The sequence below is a fragment of the Aeromonas sp. FDAARGOS 1406 genome (genome assembly GCF_019048565.1).
GTDB lineage: Bacteria > Pseudomonadota > Gammaproteobacteria > Enterobacterales > Aeromonadaceae > Aeromonas > Aeromonas caviae.
Map to the genome: position 1 here is coordinate 3,775,399 of NZ_CP077378.1, position 15,239 is coordinate 3,790,637.

The window sequence follows — 15,239 nt, forward strand, 5'->3', positions numbered from 1 at the left end:
CTATCATGGCTGTGTCCCTGCATAGGAGCAACCTCAACACTGGCTGACGAAAACTGTACTAAATAGCTGTTCCGAATAGTAGATCACCGGAGGAAGGGAACTCAGTCCAGTTTGTGCGATCTGATTAGTCGCTAAACAAAACAAGCCACACCCAAAGGACTGAGTTGATGCCTATCCTACCACCTCTGCCACGACCACAACGGCGCCGCATTCACAAAATCATCCATGCCACCCGTGATAAAGGACATGCTCGTCGCTTGATGGCCATCTTGCTGTTACATGAAGGACGCACGATCACCGATGTTCATCACCTTACCGGCGCTGCGCGCTCGACCATCGGTCGTTGGCTTCGGTGGTATCGAGATGAAGGCATAGATGCGCTAGAAGCCTTACCGGCTGGCCGTGCCCCAGTCTTACCTATCGCCAAGATTGTCACCTTACTGGTGCTGCTCATGCAGTTTTCTCCGCAAGATTTTGGTTATCAGCGCAGCCGTTGGTGTACTGAACTATTGGCTATAAAAATCAATCGGTTAACAGGGCTCAATGTGGCAGCCTCCACGCTCCGCCGATGGTTACCTCGTATGGGCATTGTCTGGCGCAGGCCCGTGCCGACCTTGCGGATAAAAGACCCAGCCTATCAGGAAAAAATGGCGAATATCGACGCCGCGCTGGCCCGCTGTGATGCCGATAATCCGGTGTTTTATGAGGATGAAGTCGATATAGACCTCAATCCCAAATTAGGAGCCGACTGGATGTTCAGAGCGCAGCAAAAGCGGGTTGTCACACCGGGGCAGAATGCCAAGCATTATCTGGCAGGCGTTCTCCACGCAGGCAACGGAAGGGTACTTTACGTCAGCGGGATCAAGAAAAACTCATCGCTGTTTATTGCCATGCTGGAAAAGCTGCGCCACCACTACCGACGAGCCAAAACCATCACGTTGATCCTCGATAACTACATCATTCACAAAAGCAAACAGACCGAGCGATGGTTGAAGAAGAATCCCAAGTTCTGCCTGGTGTTCCAGCCAGTTTACAGCCCTTGGGTTAATCACATAGAACGGCTATGGCACAAGTTACATGAAACCATCACGCGCAATCATCAATGCAGAGGGATGGCAAACCTGCTGGCCCGAGTGAAACACTTCATGGATACCGTGTCTCCTTTCCCGGGGAATGGCTATGGCACAGCGAAGGTGTAGCACTATTGGGATCAGTTATTTAAGGCGGCGTTACAGTCACGCCAGTATGCGACTTGTTCATGGGCTGCGGATGTTAACAGAGAAGCGCTTGCACAGGTAGGGTTATCGTGCCTAGCAAAAACACCTTTTAAATTTTCCGCCCTACAGGGCGAATATAACCACATCTTAACTGAGGTTACATTTCTGTTTTCTGTTTTCTGTTTTCTGTTTTCTGTTTTCTGTTTTCTGTTTTCTGTTTTCTGTTTTCTGTTTTCTGTTTTCTGTTTTCTGTTTATATGAATCTAATTTATTACTGAGTGATGGAGCATTGATGTCTTAAGCTAAGGAAAGTGCGAACAAGTATCCCAAGAACAAAAAATGAAAATTTTAGTCATTTAATATCAATGGGTTACCAGTAAATGCTCTCGTGCCATATGACTTATTCGCACCTTCCCTACGCCAGCTATGAACCAGAGATGTGCACTCAGTGGATCTTGAGGGATGTTGAGAGTTGTCATAAGGGTGGGGGCTGAACTAGCCAGCGTACTGGGTTGATAAACTGAAAGTGACATATTTTACTGTTCCCATATTGACAATGATTTGTTCTCATCATCGTACTCGATGTTCAGATTTTCTGACAGTTACCTCACTGGTTATAATTGTTGATGTTGCTGATATGGAGGGCACTCGCCCCCTCCATTAGCGAATGAGCGAACTAAATCATGTTCATGGCCTATACCTGAAATATGGCCTCATTCAGCAAATCCATTTCAAGAAAATAATAGCTTTATATTCACGCTACAGCATTTCTTTAAGCCAAAAAATTTGCTCTGCATTTAGTTGGTTTTGGTCACCCAAATCTTTCATTTCTTGTACGAACGTAGAGAGTTCATCTTTTATATTCTTCTTTATACATCTCCTAATATAGCTTTCATATAGGCTATTAACAGATGGAGGGAAATTTGTTTCCTGTTGCACCTTTATAGCTGCATTAGAATTTGTTGCATCCCTTAACTTTTCTCTTGTAGCTTTGCTGATGTTGTTGTCAATATAGTAATCCATCAGCGTTTGGAGGCTGTGTCCAGTGATCTTGGATAAATCTTGAATAGGCACTCCGCTTTCTAGTGCTTTTTTGGCAAAAGTATGTCTGGCATCATATAATCGGCCTATCTTAGGAAAATTAAACTCTTTTTTAACTGCCTGCCAAGTTTTCTGATAAAGGCTCGAAGTTACATGGGGGGCCTTTGCTTCGCGACAACAAGGAAACATTAACTCACCCTCTCTATCACTCAAGCTTTTTAGAGTTTTGTATTTCGCTACATAATTCCAGTATGAGTCTGACTCAATAGCAACAATGCGTGCAGCCTTGTTTTTACTAATGTGCTCAGGAATACGTATGGTTCTATCATTAATATTAAAGTTGTTGCTTGTGTTTCTATATATTTCAGAGTTTCTTGCCCCGCATAGGAACATGGTTGCAACTATGATCTTGGAATCCCCACCACCTGGAGTGTCTTCATTAAAAATAAATTCCACGACTTCATTTGTGGGGTCAGTATATGTTGTGACAGGCCTCTTAGGGTTTCTGGGGAACAGAAAAATATGCCTATCAATTTTATTCTTTGGTAAATAGGTGCACGTAACACACATATTAAACAAGCTATTTAATAAGGAATAGTATTTCCTCATTGTTTCTGATGTTATTGGCGTTTCTTTGTTCTGCCAATACTTTTTGAATATTACTGGATGATCTTCATTAAATTCAGATAGCTTTAGGTCTAACCATGGTTCAAAGGCAGATGAGATTTCCCTTATTGTTTTGTCGGTAACAGGGCTTAATGAATTCCTCTTGTTTGATTTATTTTCACGGTCGTTTTTATAATGCTCTAAAAGATAAGTTCTCAATGTAAAAGACTGATATTTCCACTTTTCTGGATTAATCTTTTCAGCATCACTAACTAATCTCTTAAACTCTTCCTTAGCCTGTGTAACGCTAAAAAAACCTTTTTGGTAATGTCCACTTTTAGTGCGAGGCATCCAATTGCCAATTTTCTGCCTCCGATTTTTATCGTAAACAATATAGAATGTCTTAACACTGTTTCCGATTCTTAGTTTTAATCTTGGTTTGTTCTTTTCATTATATTTTTCATCGTCAGAACTATAGTGCGTTAATTCAACACATTTATTTTTATCATTAATAAATGGAAGACTATCTATGTACTGGTCTTTAAAGGTAAATGAGAATTTCCCTTTAATTATGGCCGCAGGGTGACCCTGGAGCAGCGTCTTAAGATCGAACTCTTCTTTGCGTATGGATGTAGCCGGATTTTTGGGAGCCATTAGGGAAGGTGCGAATAAGTCATATGGCACGAGAGCATTTACTGGTAACCCATTGATATTAAATGACTAAAATTTTCATTTTTTGTTCGTGGGATACTTGTTCGCACTTTCCTTAGGTACCACCGAAAAATGTTCTATTGAGACATTATAGCGGCAAAATAGCGCAAAAGTAGAGTTGAATGGCGTGAATAGCTCTTAAATAGCGCAAAACAGACATCGATTGAGCAGATCAAAAAACAAGCAGCTCGGTTGTTTATGAATGCTTTTTGAGCTATAAGGCTATGTTTTTAAAGGAAATATTTATAATTCCTAATATTTAAAAAATCTTATAACAGCCTGTTTAGATAGATTTTTAAGCAATAAACATCCCTTAGGAGGGGACCGCTCTATCCTGCTGAGCTACGGGAACCTTGTGGCGGGCATTATACAAGAAGCATTGTGCTTTTAAACCCTTGATTCCTATTCCAATACGGCCAGGTCACCGATTTGGACATTGAACGGCGAATATTTGTTCTGACTGCTGATGATGGCGCCATCCTCGAACACCTGTACCACCTCGAACAGACCGTCTGCGGGGTTGCGCATCATGCGGGACTTGCCATAGGGGTCGACGAAGTCGGCGCTGTGCTGGACCCGGAACTGGTCCCCGAGTTTGACCCCGTTGCGACGGCCCAGGTTGATGTGGGGGCCGCGCTCGTGCTGGGCCACGATCCGGGCGGTGACGGGGGCACAGGCGAGTTCGGCGGCGATGTCCTGGGCCGCCTCCTTCAACTGGTAGCCCACCTCCTGGCCAAAGCTCGACTGCCAGAACTGGCCACCGCTGCTGCCCACCTGCTCCCGCTTGGAGAAGGTCCAGTTGGCGCGGCCCTTGTACTCCTTGCGGCCGAGCAGGCTGCCGTTGATGCCGTCGAACAGGTAGAGCTGCATGGAGAAGTTGCGCACGGGATCCTCATACCAGCTGGTGAGGGCGTTGCCCTGGGGCTCGAGGGAGAGGTCGTCGATGCTGCCGAGCACCAGATACTGGCTGTCGGTGCGCAGGCTCAGGGCCTTGATCTCCTCGAGGGCGCTGCGATCCCCCTGTTGCAGATGGAGAGGGTCGATGCGCAGGTTCTCGTCCAGCCACTGGCGAGCGACCACCTGGGGCGTCGTCGCCAGGGTTTCAAACAGCCGGCGGGAGAGGTCGGCGGGCATGTCGTCCAGGGCACCGGTGCTCGCCTGGTCCGGGTAGCGCATGCGCAGACGCACCAGCGTCAAATCCTTGGCGTAGTGCTGGGTCTGGCAGATCTGCCGCTCCGCCTGGATGTCGGCCACGAGGGTGATGTACATGCGGCCGTTGCGCACCTCTTCGCGCTTGAGGCGGTACTGGCGGATGTCGCCGCCTGAGCGGATCTGGATCTGCTCGGAGCGCAGGCTGCCGTTTTCCAGGCGCTGGATGCTGGAGACGGAGGCACCGCTGGCCAGCAGCGCCTGGCGCAGGGCATCCCGGGTCGCCTGCTCGCGGGCGTAGACCTCGTCGCCCCCCAGAATGGCGGCACTGCCCTGGGCCTCGATAAGTTCGGCCCTGGCCGACAGGCTGGCCAGCAGCAGGGTGAACAGCAGCGAAACTTTCATAACAAACACCTTGAGTGGGCGACCCCCTGCCGCCGGTGGGGCGGGTCAGGGATCCTGGACACAGATCCGGTCTGCACCGGAGCGGGTGACCAAATAAAAGCAAGAACCATGCCTTCTTCCCTGGCCGGAGCCCGCGCGGTGGGCTCCGGTGGCACAGTACGCGCCTCTGCTTGGGGATCATCGAGGATCCTGCGCGCATTCCCGCCTCAAGTGTTGGCGGTTGCGACCGATAACAGGTCAGGTGCAGATACAGGAAAGGTATCCATGAAGAGAGTTATCACGGTGCTGGCGGTGGCGCTGGCATTGGTCGGTTGCGGGTCGGCCGACCCCATCAATCGGGAGCTGGGAGACCCTCGCCAGGCGGCGAAGGGGATGGAGCTCAACTGGCTGGTGGCCCGCATGACGGATCAGCTGATGGAGCGCAAGTCCCTCACGACCCTGACCGAGCCCATTGCGGTCGCCTCCTTTGTCGATCTCGACACCCTGAAGGACACCAACTGGATGGGGCAGCAGATCGAGGAGAGCTTCATCTACGAGCTGAACCGGCGCGGTGAGGTGGTGGTGGACTTCAAGACCACGGGCAACATCCAGGTGACCCCGCAGGGGGACTTCGTGATGAGCCGTAACTACAAGGATCTCTCGTCCCGGCTGCCCATCTCCCGCATCCTGACCGGCACCTTCAGCCGCAATCAGCAGGGGATCCTGGTCAACGCCCGCATCATCGATCTGCGCACCAAGATGGTGGAGACCACGGCCCAGAGCCTGATCCCGAAACAATATTTGTCCGGTGCCAGCAACTCCTTTGGCCGGGCCTCCATCAATCGCGGTTACCTGATGCGGGGGGGCCAGAGCCCGTCCGGCCATCTGGTCAACCTGACCCCTTGAGGTGGCGCGTCATGAAGCGTGAAGCGGGCTGGCTGACATTGAGCCGTGACACATCGGGTGTGGTGAACAGGAAAACGGGGAAACAGCGATGAAAATCTTGTTGGGTTGCCTGATGGCTATGTTGCTGACGGCGTGCAGTGGCAACCGGGTGGTGAACTATGACGTGGGCGAGAAGCCCGATGACTTCCCGGTGCTCAAGGCGGTGGGTTATGCGGTGATCGACATCCAGCCCGGTCCCTCCCAGTCCGAGAAGATGTTGCAGGCGATCCGCGCCTCCAAGATGGACGCCTACCGGGAGCTGGCGGAGCAGCTCAATGGCCAGCAGGTGCGCGGCCAGAGCAGCTACAAGGACCTGACCCAGACCTCCAACTCCCTGGATGTGTCGGTGGCGGGCATGGTGCGCGGTGCCCGGGTGGTGGCGACCTATCCCCGTGGCAACACCTATGCCACCGAGCTGGAGCTCGACACCCGCAACCTCTATCACCTGAACCAGCTGATGGCGGGCCAGTTCTAGGGCGGGTCCGGGGGGCGCCGGCATGAGCCGGGCGATCATCACGGCACAGACAAAGGCGAGCGCAGGCTCGCCTTTTTGTTTGGTCGGGAAGGGGCTCGGATCTGCGGGGAATAACCGGGGTTGCCGCGTTGGACGGGATAGGGCCTGGGGAGGATAACCGGGGTTGGCGTCTTGGGAGGAGCTGGTCTTCGGCAGGAGAAACGGGGTTGAGGTGCCGGGCGGGATCCGGCCTGTAGCGAGGAAAAAGGGGGCTGAGATCGAACAAGAGGTGCCCGGGCGCCGGAATGGCGGCTTTTTTTGTTTAGGGAAATCTAACGATGCTGCCATGTCGTTAAATAAATTCAAACGATAGAAAGGCCCGGCAGGCGGCAAAAGGAGGCCGCAACGGGAGGAAGATGGCCTGATGGTGAGTGGAAAGACAGCAGCGCCAGGATCCCGGGTCCACGAGGAAGGGGGTGGAGGGCGGTTTAACGCCGGAAGGGAGGGGCGGGACTGGGCCGCGTCTCACGGGGAGGGCGCAGAGAGCACAAAGGCGAGCCGGTGCTCGCCTTTGTGTGGCAGGGGCGGGATCCGCTCCCCATCAGCTTCCCATCAAGACGGGCGGCACGGCGGTCGGCTTGACGTCTTCGCTCGGGTAGCAGCCCAGCACCTTGATGTAGCGGGTGATCTTGGTCAGCTCCAGCAGGGCGGCCTGCATGGCCGGGGTCTGCAGGTTGGCGGAGACATCCAGGTAGAACATCTCCTCCCAGGGGTTGCCCTGCACCGGACGGGATTCGAGCTTGGTCATGTTGATCTCGTGGCTGCGCAGCACCAGCAGCGCCTCCACCAGGGAGCCCGGCTTCTGGGAGGTGGACATGATGAGGGTGGTCTTGGCGGGGATCTGGGGCGCCACGTCGATGGGCTTGCGCGCCACCACGATGAAGCGGCTGTAGTTCTCCTTCTGGTTGGCGAGCTGCTCGGCCAGCACGTCCAGGCCATAGAGCTCGCCGCCGGCGGCGCTGCCGATGGCCGCCGCTTCCGGGCTTGCCAGCTCCTTGACCTTCATCATGGCGCTGGAGGAGGAGTCGCAGATTTCGTGGCGCGCCCCTTCCAGCTTGCTGAGGTAATGGGAGCACTGCTGGAACACCTGGGGATGGGCGTAGAAGGTCTTGATGCGTTCGATCTCGGTGGGCACGGCGGTGAGGATGCAGTGCTCGATGGGATAGGTGAGCTCACCCACGATGGAGAGGGTGGTGTGCTGCATCACGTCGTATACCTCGTTGATGGAGCCCGAGCTGGTGTTCTCGATGGGCAGCACCCCGAAGGCGGCGCGGCCCGACTCCACCGTGTCCAGCACCTCGCGGAAGTTCTGACAGTTCACCTCGATCACCTGATCCTTGTAGCGGGCCAGGTACTTGCGGGCGGCCAGGCTCGAGTAGGAGCCGCGCGGTCCCAGGTAGGCGACGCTGGTCATGGGCTCCTGTTGCTGGGGGTTGAGCAGGCTCTGCAGGTAGGCCTGCTGGGAGAGCACGGAGTCTTCGATAATGGTGTGGTAGATGCGGGTGATGTACTGGGCATCCAGTCCGAGGGCGCGCCCTTTCTGGATCAGGGCGACCAGCAAGTCCTGTTCGCGCTGGTGGTCACGGATGGGACGGGGATTGGCCTGCTTGGCGCGGGCGACCTCGATGCTGAGGGTCTTGCGTTTGGCCAGCAGGGCGAGCAGCTCCTGATCCAACTGGGTGATGTCGTGTCTGATCTCGTCGAGCGTTGCCATGGTGGTTCCCTATCCAGTGATTCTGTGGTGTGTGGTGCAAAAAAAAGCCTCCGCTGGGGAGGCTCGATTCGTCTTTGGTTTCTGTTTACGCGAATGGTTCACGTGACGACGGGCCTTCCCTCATGTGGGCCGGGTAAACGAGAAAACAAAGAAGAATGGTGTGTTCATGGGCGTGTCCTGAATGTAGCGCCATAACCATTAAGGGATTTGGCGGTGCGATGCAAGTAAAACTTGCCCGGGGGCGTTGAACGGGGCAGGGTGGTGGCTCGGGTTGCCGAGGGGAGTGAGCGTCGTTCTGGTCCCTGTTTGTGGCAACCGCCGTGACCACATCCGTGGCAACAACACATAGAGGGGACGAGACGATGGCGGTGATCTTCGATCTGGGCAGGGTGGTGGTGCGCTGGGATCCGGTGGCCATAGTGAGTGGGGTGCGCGGACCCGAGGGGGCGATAGCGATCGCGGAGCAGCTGTTCAACCACCCGGACTGGCTGGAGGTGGACAGGGGGACCCTCTCTCTGCACACCATGGCCCGTCAGGCGCAGGGGCGCACCGGCCTGTCGATGGCGGAGAATCTGGCCATCTTGCAGGCGGTGCCGTCCTCCCTTGTGCCGGATCCCGCCATGGTGGCGCTCATCGAAGAACTGCACGGTGCAGGCCACCCCCTCTATGCCCTCTCCAACATGGGGCACGCCAGCATCGACTGGCTGGAGCAGCATCAGTCCTTCTGGCGCTTCTTCAGCGGCAAGGTGGTGTCGGCCCGGGTGCGGATGCTCAAACCCGAGCCCGACATCTACCGCTATCTGCTGGTGTCGTTCGACCTCAAGGCTGGGGAGTGCCTCTTTATTGACGACAGCCCGGCCAACGTGGCGGCGGCCGAGGCGCTCGGTCTGCGGGGGCTGATCTTCACCGATCCGGCCCGGTGCCGGGCGCATCTGATCGCTCAGGGGTTGTTGCCTGCCTGAGGAGAGCCAGTTTCGCTTCGCAGCGAAAAAAGTGTGCAAAACCTTGATTGAGGGCAAATAACGTACAGCTTTATCCATGCTCTTTAAGTGTATATTCAGCTTGGTGCGGGCAAAATGGTATCCAGTTCATCATCCGGAGTTGTTGTTATGGATGCCAATGTCGTTGCGCTGCATCGGGGATACGATCAGACCTTTCAAGCCAGGGAACAGAGGCTCATCAACACCCTGGCCGGTTACAGCGAACTGCTTGTCTCCTTCTCCGGCCGACTGGAATCTTGCTACAGCATGGATCTGTGCCGGGCCAGCGGGGTGCGATTTCGCGCCATCACCCTGGACAACCCCACCCTCAGCCGCCAGTCGGTGGCCAGGGCACAGCGCTACTGCCGGCACTACGGCATCCCCCATCAGGTGCTCAAGACCGACGAGATGATCTTCAGCGCCCACCTGGGCCACCTCGCCGAGGTGACCGACCCGGTGCGCTACCTCTGCCAGCAGCTCGAACATGAAGAGGGCCCGCCGCTGCTGATGTCGGCCTCGGTGGAGGAGAAGCGGGAGTACCTGCGCCGATTCCACAGCCTGCCCGCCAACACCCTCTGGATCTTTGCCGAGCAGGGGATGACCAACCGGGATTTTCGCTACGGCTTTCACAAGCGGCAACTGGCGCTCTGGGGAGACGTGGGGGAGGCCTGCCTGAGCCGGCGATTTGTCGATATGACCTCCCTGGACAGGCGGCACCTGCGGATGGTCGACATGGCCGAGCAGATGCTGGTGGACATGGGGCTGGGGGGAGCCCAGGTCTTCTTCCATACCCTGGGTGACAGGGTCACCACCCTTGCGAGGATCCGGGTGCCCGAACGGCTGCGGGCCCTGGTGTTCGACATGCAGCCCACCATCCAGAAGGCCCTCAGGAGTGCCCAGTTCGATCTGGTGACCCTGGATCTGGCCACGCTGGAGGATCCCCACCCCCTGGTCATCTGAGCCGGGGCGTAACGTGAGGGGGGTCATAGGCAAGGAGGGCGCGACTCTTTATACTGCCCCCTTCGCATCCTTTATCGAGTGCCTGCCCATGAAACCCCTCTCCCGACTGCTGGTCGCCCTCTGTCTGTGCCCTCTGCTGGCCGAGGCGGCTCCCCTGCACCAGATCACCTTGCCGGATGGTCGCCAGGTGCAACTCAATGACGATTTCACCTGGGAATACCTGCTGGTCAAGCCGGCAGCCACGGTAGCCGGTCAGGCAGTGACGGCGAGTGTCGCGGCCCCGGTGCTGACCGAGCAGGCCATGGCCCATCCCGACTTGCTCTCCCAGGCGACCCGGGACGGCATCACGGTGAAGCTGGACCAGGTGGCGGGGGACGATCCCCTCAGCCTGCAGTTCGTGGTGAGCAACACCGGCAGTCGCAACGTGGTGCGCGTCAACGGCAGCCTGACCCTGTTCAGCGCCGACGGGGTGCAGCTCTCGAGCGAGCCCGTGCGCTTCTGGGTCGGGGAGAACCGCCTGCCTGACTCCTACCTGCGCAAGGGGGAGGCACGCACCTCCCGGGCCATCGAGCTGGCACGACCCGCCGGCCTCACCGGCAAGCCGCTGGTGCGGGTGCAGATCGACGAGGTGGAGTTCCGCTAGGATGACGGCGGGGGAGCCCTCGCTCCCCCGCAGAGTGTTGCACCGGTAACTGCCAGCAATATCCGCTTACATCTGACATGGTTTGGCAACAGCTTGCTCCTCGGCGTTGCCCCCTTTGCCCGTCACAATGGCTCCATTCCAGTTAGGTCCGCCTAACTCAACCCATGGAGTCAACAAAATGCAAAAGATCGCACTGTCTGTTCTGGTTCTGGCCGGTCTCTCTTCCACCTCCGTCCTGGCGCAAGATGCCTTTAGCTATGCCAAGGGCTCTGCCACCTGGGCCCACACCAAGTCTGACTACATCGGTGGCAAGGATGGGGAGAACCGCGACTTCGGCGGCCTGAGCCTGGATCTCTCCAAGAGCTTCACCAGCAATGTCTATGGCCGGATCGGCAGCGAATACACCTCCCGCAGCAGCGGCAACGACAGCATGGCCATCTCCAGCCTGGGGATGGGTGTCTACACCCCCCTCAGAACCGGCCTGAACCTCTACGGTGAAACCGGCCTGATGGGCTACAGCCTGGAACGGGAGCTGGCCTCCGACGTGAACCACTCCGGTTGGGATACCCTGGCCCGCAAGAAGAGCGGCAGCCTCTACGGAGAAGTGGGCCTGCGCTACGACATCGGCGCCGTCGAGCTCTCCACCGGCTATCGCTACGCCAACATGACCGACGACATGCACGACTTCAAGGCGGGGGCGGCCTACAAGCTGACCCAGAACCTGGCCCTCACCGCCGACTACACCTATCGCAACTGGGATCTGCAAAAAGGTTCGATCTCCAGCCTGGGTGTGAAATACAGCTTCTGATCATCCTTCCTGCAGGGTCTTCACCTTTACCCATGACTTCGGTCATGGGTTTTTTTTATGGGGGCTGATCCGCCCGCCGCCCCCTGGCCGTATCAGTTCGCAATAGTTATACAGCTTCCAATTTTTTGTATAACTGCTATAACTTACTCAAGGCTTATACAAGGGGCTTCATCATGTACAAGATCAAGGTCGGTATCAGTGCCTGTCTGCTCGGCCAGGAAGTGCGCTTCGACGGGGGCCACAAACGATCCAGTTTCTGCGAACGGGATCTGGGCGCCCATTTCGACTATCACCCCGTCTGCCCCGAGATGGCCATTGGCCTGGGCGCACCCCGCGCCGCCATCCGGCTGGTGAAGCGCCAGGGCGAGGTGCGGGCCGAGGCAAGCAACGGCAGCTTCGACGTCACCGACAAGCTGATTGCCTTCAGTGAGCAGAAGGCACGACAGCTCGACTTCCTCTCCGGCTACATCCTCTGCGCCAAGTCCCCCAGCTGCGGCATGGAGCGGGTGCGTATCTATGGCGCCAACAACGAGGGGAGCGCCAAGGAGGGGGTCGGCCTCTTCGCCAAGGCGCTGATGGAGGCCAACCCCCTGCTGCCGGTGGAGGAAGATGGCCGCCTGTGCGACCCCATCCTGCGGGAGAACTTCGTGCTGCGGGTCTTCGCCTACCACGACTGGCAGCAGCTCTGCGCCCGGGGGATCACCGCCTCAGCCCTGATCCGCTTCCATTCACGCTACAAGTACCTGGTGCTCTCCCACGCCACCACCCACTACCGGGCGCTGGGGCGCCTGCTCGCCAACCTTGGCAAGGCCAACCTGCAGGAGGTGGCCGACAGCTACATCCAGGGGTTGATGGCGGCGCTGACCCTGCGGGCCAACCGCCGCAGCCACACCAATGTGCTGATGCACCTGCAGGGCTACTTCAAGCGGGTGCTGACCCCGGCCCAGAAGCAGGAGCTGTGCGACACCATCGACAAGTACCGCACCGGCGTCTTCCCGTTGCTGGTGCCCCTTACCCTGATCCGCCACTACCTGCGCGAGTACCCGAACCCCTATCTCGCCGAGCAGGTGTACCTCAATCCCCATCCCGACACGCTGAAATTGCGTTACGGGCTGTGAAGGTGTGGCTGGATTTGGCCGATCAGGCCTACCTCGACCTTCATCCCGACACGCTCAAGCTGCGCTACGGGCTCTGAACACCCTGTGCAGGCCCCGGCGGATCACCGGGGCCTCTTCCCAACGTCTGATGGACTCTCTCATGTCTGATGAATCACAAGCAGCCGCGCCTCTCCCCGACGAGGGCGTCTACCCCATTCGCGAGGTCTCCCGCCTCACCGGCGTCAACGCCGTCACCCTGCGCGCCTGGCAGCGCCGCTACGGGCTGGTGCAACCGGCCCGAACCGAGAAGGGCCATCGCCTCTACAGCGAGCAGGATATCCGCCAGATAGGCGAGATCCTGAGCTGGCTGGAGCGGGGGGTGAGCATAGGTCAGGTGAAGGGGCTCCTGAGCGAGCCCCAGAGTGCGCCAGTGAGCGATCACTGGCAGCAGACCCTGGAGCAGTTCAGCCAGGCGCTGCTTGCCTTCAACCAGCGCAAGGCGGAGGCCGAGCTTGGCGATCTGCTGGCGAGCTACCCCTTCGAGCTGGTGCGCAGTCGGGTGCTGCAGCCCCTGGTGGAGCGGCTGCTGGGGCTGTGGCGCGAGCGCCCCGATGGCGAGCTGCTGCAACAGGTGTGGCTCGGCTGGCTGCATACCCGCTTCGCCCGCCACCTCATCGAGCAGGAGAAGGGCATCCCCGTCACCCTGGCAAGCTGGGGGCAGGTGGGGCCGCTGGATCTGGTCTGGGCTGCGTATGAGCTCATCGGTCAGGGTTATGAGGTGCAACTGCTGGGGGCGGTGGAGCCCCGCCATGCCACCCTGCTGGAGGGGCGCGCCACTCCTCCCTGGCTGATCCTGCTGGGGGCCGGGCTCGGCAAGCAGGACCTGGCCTCCGAATGGCCTGAGGGTACCCGCTTCTTTGGCGAGCTGGGACGCCTCTACGATGAGCCGTGGCGGCGTGCCCGCAACTGGCACGCCACCCTGGCAGAGGTCAGTGCGACGACCCGCACAGCCAAGGCGAAGGGCAAGGGCGGGAGAACACCGTCATGAGGCTGGTCTGGTTTCGCAACGATCTGCGTCTGGCCGATAACCCGGCCCTGCGCCACGCCTGCGCCGGAGATGAACCGGTCGCCGCACTCTTCATCGTCTCGCCGACCCAGTGGCAGACGCACAAGCTGGCCCCGGTCCGCCAGCGCTTCATGCTGGCACAGGTGGATGCCATGGGACGAGAGCTGGCGGCCCTCGGCATTCCGCTTCATTTGCTGCGGGTCGAGACCTTTGCCGAGGTGCCGACGGCGCTGACGGCGCTTTGCCGGGAGCTCGGGGTGAGCCAGCTCTACGCCAACCAGGCCATCGAGATTGACGAGCTGCGCCGCGACCACGCCGTCAGCGCCGCGCTGGGGGAGCAGGGCATGACCAGCCACTGGTTCAACGGCTGCTGCGTGCTGCCGCCCGGTCGGGTACTGACCGGGTCGGGGGAGATGTTCAAGGTCTTCACCCCCTTCAGCCGCGCCTGGCTCAAGGCTCTCGAGGAGGATGGCTTCGTCATTCACCGTGCCCCCGCACCACGCGGCGAGCCGTTACCGTGGCTGCCCCTGGCCGAGCGAGAGTGGGTGGACGACGGGCTGGGGGATCTGACGGCGGACACCCGCTGGCCGGTGGGGGAGGCCGAGGCGAGCCGCCGGTTGCACGCTTTTCTGGATCAGGCGGTGCTCGACTACGGCGAGACCCGGGACTTTCCGGCGCTGGCGGGCACCTCCGTGCTCTCCCCCTATCTGGCGGCGGGCATCATCAGTGCCCGCCAGTGCGTGGGGGCGCTGCAGCAGCGTCTCGGCTACCGGCCCCAGTCGAAGGCCCAACCCGGTTTCGTCTGGCTCAACGAGCTCATCTGGCGCGAGTTCTACCGCCACTTGCTGGTGCTGATCCCGAGCCTCTCCATGAACCGCCCCTTCAAGCCGGAGACGGCGGCCCTGCCGTGGAGCTGGGATCCGGATGCCTTCGCCGCCTGGTGCGAGGGGCGCACCGGCTACCCCGTGGTCGATGCGGCCATGCGTTGCCTCAACGCCACCGGCTGGATGCACAACCGGCTGCGGATGATAGTGGCGAGCTTCCTCACCAAGGATCTCCATATCCACTGGCGGCTTGGGGAGGACTACTTCATGAGTCGGCTCATCGACGGGGATCTGGCGGCCAACAATGGCGGCTGGCAGTGGGCGGCGGGGACCGGGGCCGATGCGGCGCCCTATTTCCGGGTCTTCAACCCCACCACCCAGGGGCAACGATTTGATCCACAAGGGGAGTTCATTCGTACCTGGGTCACTGAGCTGGCGGATGTGCCTGCTGCCTATCTCCACGAGCCCCACGACTGGTTGCGGCTCAAGGGGCGGCAGGATTATCCGGCCCCCATGGTGGATCATGCCGTTGCACGGGTGAGGGCCATCGAGATGTTCCGCGAACTGGAGAAAAACTAGC

Annotated in this window: 13 protein-coding genes and 1 other annotated feature; of the genes, 10 read left to right on the forward strand and 3 right to left on the reverse strand. The window is 58.2% G+C overall.

The window, feature by feature from the left end; all coding sequences use genetic code 11:
* Positions 1 to 167 precede the first annotated feature (167 nt).
* Entirely contained in the window at positions 168 to 1,199 is a 1,032-nt protein-coding gene (locus I6L36_RS17900) for an IS630-like element ISAhy2 family transposase (protein WP_001809438.1), read from the forward strand.
* A 777-nt stretch (positions 1,200 to 1,976) separates the two neighbouring features.
* Here I6L36_RS17900 and I6L36_RS17905 read toward each other — a convergent pair.
* Both I6L36_RS17905 and I6L36_RS17910 read right to left on the reverse strand, forming a co-directional pair.
* A complete protein-coding gene (locus I6L36_RS17905) occupies positions 1,977 to 3,518 on the reverse strand; it encodes a tyrosine-type recombinase/integrase (protein ID WP_109113081.1) in 1,542 nt (513 codons plus the stop codon).
* Positions 3,519 to 3,977: 459 nt separating this feature from the next.
* Positions 3,978 to 5,129: a flagellar assembly protein FlgT gene (locus I6L36_RS17910; protein ID WP_109113080.1), complete on the reverse strand. Its 1,152-nt coding sequence runs from the start codon at positions 5,127 to 5,129 to the stop codon at positions 3,978 to 3,980.
* Positions 5,130 to 5,393: 264 nt separating this feature from the next.
* On the opposite strand from I6L36_RS17910, the gene I6L36_RS17915 reads away from it, so the two are divergent.
* Both I6L36_RS17915 and I6L36_RS17920 read left to right on the forward strand, forming a co-directional pair.
* Positions 5,394 to 6,014: a FlgO family outer membrane protein gene (locus tag I6L36_RS17915; RefSeq protein WP_010673310.1), complete on the forward strand. Its 621-nt coding sequence runs from the start codon at positions 5,394 to 5,396 to the stop codon at positions 6,012 to 6,014.
* Between the two features lie 88 nt (positions 6,015 to 6,102).
* Positions 6,103 to 6,528: an LPP20 family lipoprotein gene (locus I6L36_RS17920; protein ID WP_010673311.1), complete on the forward strand. Its 426-nt coding sequence runs from the start codon at positions 6,103 to 6,105 to the stop codon at positions 6,526 to 6,528.
* Between the two features lie 580 nt (positions 6,529 to 7,108).
* Here I6L36_RS17920 and pheA read toward each other — a convergent pair.
* On the reverse strand, positions 7,109 to 8,281 hold the full coding sequence (pheA, locus tag I6L36_RS17925; RefSeq protein WP_010673312.1) for a prephenate dehydratase: 1,173 nt from the start codon (positions 8,279 to 8,281) through the stop codon (positions 7,109 to 7,111).
* Positions 8,282 to 8,319: 38 nt separating this feature from the next.
* Positions 8,320 to 8,453 (reverse strand) — a sequence feature (Phe leader region).
* A 190-nt stretch (positions 8,454 to 8,643) separates the two neighbouring features.
* Between pheA and I6L36_RS17930 the strand changes: the two genes are divergently transcribed.
* From I6L36_RS17930 to phrB, 7 genes are all read left to right on the forward strand, one after another.
* A complete protein-coding gene (locus tag I6L36_RS17930) occupies positions 8,644 to 9,243 on the forward strand; it encodes an HAD family phosphatase (RefSeq protein ID WP_109113042.1) in 600 nt (199 codons plus the stop codon).
* Positions 9,244 to 9,357: 114 nt separating this feature from the next.
* Positions 9,358 to 10,221: a hypothetical protein gene (locus tag I6L36_RS17935; RefSeq protein ID WP_162540653.1), complete on the forward strand. Its 864-nt coding sequence runs from the start codon at positions 9,358 to 9,360 to the stop codon at positions 10,219 to 10,221.
* 88 nt (positions 10,222 to 10,309) lie between these two features.
* A complete protein-coding gene (locus tag I6L36_RS17940; RefSeq protein ID WP_010673315.1) occupies positions 10,310 to 10,864 on the forward strand; it encodes a DUF3157 family protein in 555 nt (184 codons plus the stop codon).
* A gap of 178 nt (positions 10,865 to 11,042) precedes the next feature.
* The gene (locus tag I6L36_RS17945) at positions 11,043 to 11,672 is read left to right on the forward strand and encodes an outer membrane beta-barrel protein (RefSeq protein ID WP_109113041.1); all 630 of its coding nucleotides are present in this window, start codon (positions 11,043 to 11,045) and stop codon (positions 11,670 to 11,672) included.
* A gap of 173 nt (positions 11,673 to 11,845) precedes the next feature.
* Positions 11,846 to 12,790 carry a DUF523 and DUF1722 domain-containing protein gene (locus tag I6L36_RS17950; protein WP_010673317.1) on the forward strand — a complete coding sequence of 315 codons (945 nt, stop codon included), beginning with the start codon at positions 11,846 to 11,848 and terminating at the stop codon, positions 12,788 to 12,790.
* A 139-nt stretch (positions 12,791 to 12,929) separates the two neighbouring features.
* A complete protein-coding gene (locus tag I6L36_RS17955) occupies positions 12,930 to 13,817 on the forward strand; it encodes a MerR family transcriptional regulator (RefSeq protein ID WP_103858958.1) in 888 nt (295 codons plus the stop codon).
* Positions 13,814 to 15,238: a deoxyribodipyrimidine photo-lyase gene (phrB, locus tag I6L36_RS17960; RefSeq protein WP_103858959.1), complete on the forward strand. Its 1,425-nt coding sequence runs from the start codon at positions 13,814 to 13,816 to the stop codon at positions 15,236 to 15,238. The genes I6L36_RS17955 and phrB overlap by 4 nt, the downstream gene beginning before the upstream one ends.
* Position 15,239: the final 1 nt, after the last annotated feature.

Excerpts from the sequence above, each read along its gene's own strand:
- I6L36_RS17900 (WP_001809438.1), top strand. The coding sequence starts at position 168 with ATGCCTATCCTACCACCTCTGCCACGACCACAACGGCGCCGCATTCAC.
- I6L36_RS17905 (WP_109113081.1), bottom strand. The coding sequence starts at position 3,518 with ATGGCTCCCAAAAATCCGGCTACATCCATACGCAAAGAAGAGTTCGAT.
- I6L36_RS17910 (WP_109113080.1), bottom strand. The coding sequence starts at position 5,129 with ATGAAAGTTTCGCTGCTGTTCACCCTGCTGCTGGCCAGCCTGTCGGCC.
- I6L36_RS17915 (WP_010673310.1), top strand. The coding sequence starts at position 5,394 with ATGAAGAGAGTTATCACGGTGCTGGCGGTGGCGCTGGCATTGGTCGGT.
- I6L36_RS17920 (WP_010673311.1), top strand. The coding sequence starts at position 6,103 with ATGAAAATCTTGTTGGGTTGCCTGATGGCTATGTTGCTGACGGCGTGC.
- pheA (WP_010673312.1), bottom strand. The coding sequence starts at position 8,281 with ATGGCAACGCTCGACGAGATCAGACACGACATCACCCAGTTGGATCAG.
- I6L36_RS17930 (WP_109113042.1), top strand. The coding sequence starts at position 8,644 with ATGGCGGTGATCTTCGATCTGGGCAGGGTGGTGGTGCGCTGGGATCCG.
- I6L36_RS17935 (WP_162540653.1), top strand. The coding sequence starts at position 9,358 with ATGGTATCCAGTTCATCATCCGGAGTTGTTGTTATGGATGCCAATGTC.
- I6L36_RS17940 (WP_010673315.1), top strand. The coding sequence starts at position 10,310 with ATGAAACCCCTCTCCCGACTGCTGGTCGCCCTCTGTCTGTGCCCTCTG.
- I6L36_RS17945 (WP_109113041.1), top strand. The coding sequence starts at position 11,043 with ATGCAAAAGATCGCACTGTCTGTTCTGGTTCTGGCCGGTCTCTCTTCC.
- I6L36_RS17950 (WP_010673317.1), top strand. The coding sequence starts at position 11,846 with ATGTACAAGATCAAGGTCGGTATCAGTGCCTGTCTGCTCGGCCAGGAA.
- I6L36_RS17955 (WP_103858958.1), top strand. The coding sequence starts at position 12,930 with ATGTCTGATGAATCACAAGCAGCCGCGCCTCTCCCCGACGAGGGCGTC.
- phrB (WP_103858959.1), top strand. The coding sequence starts at position 13,814 with ATGAGGCTGGTCTGGTTTCGCAACGATCTGCGTCTGGCCGATAACCCG.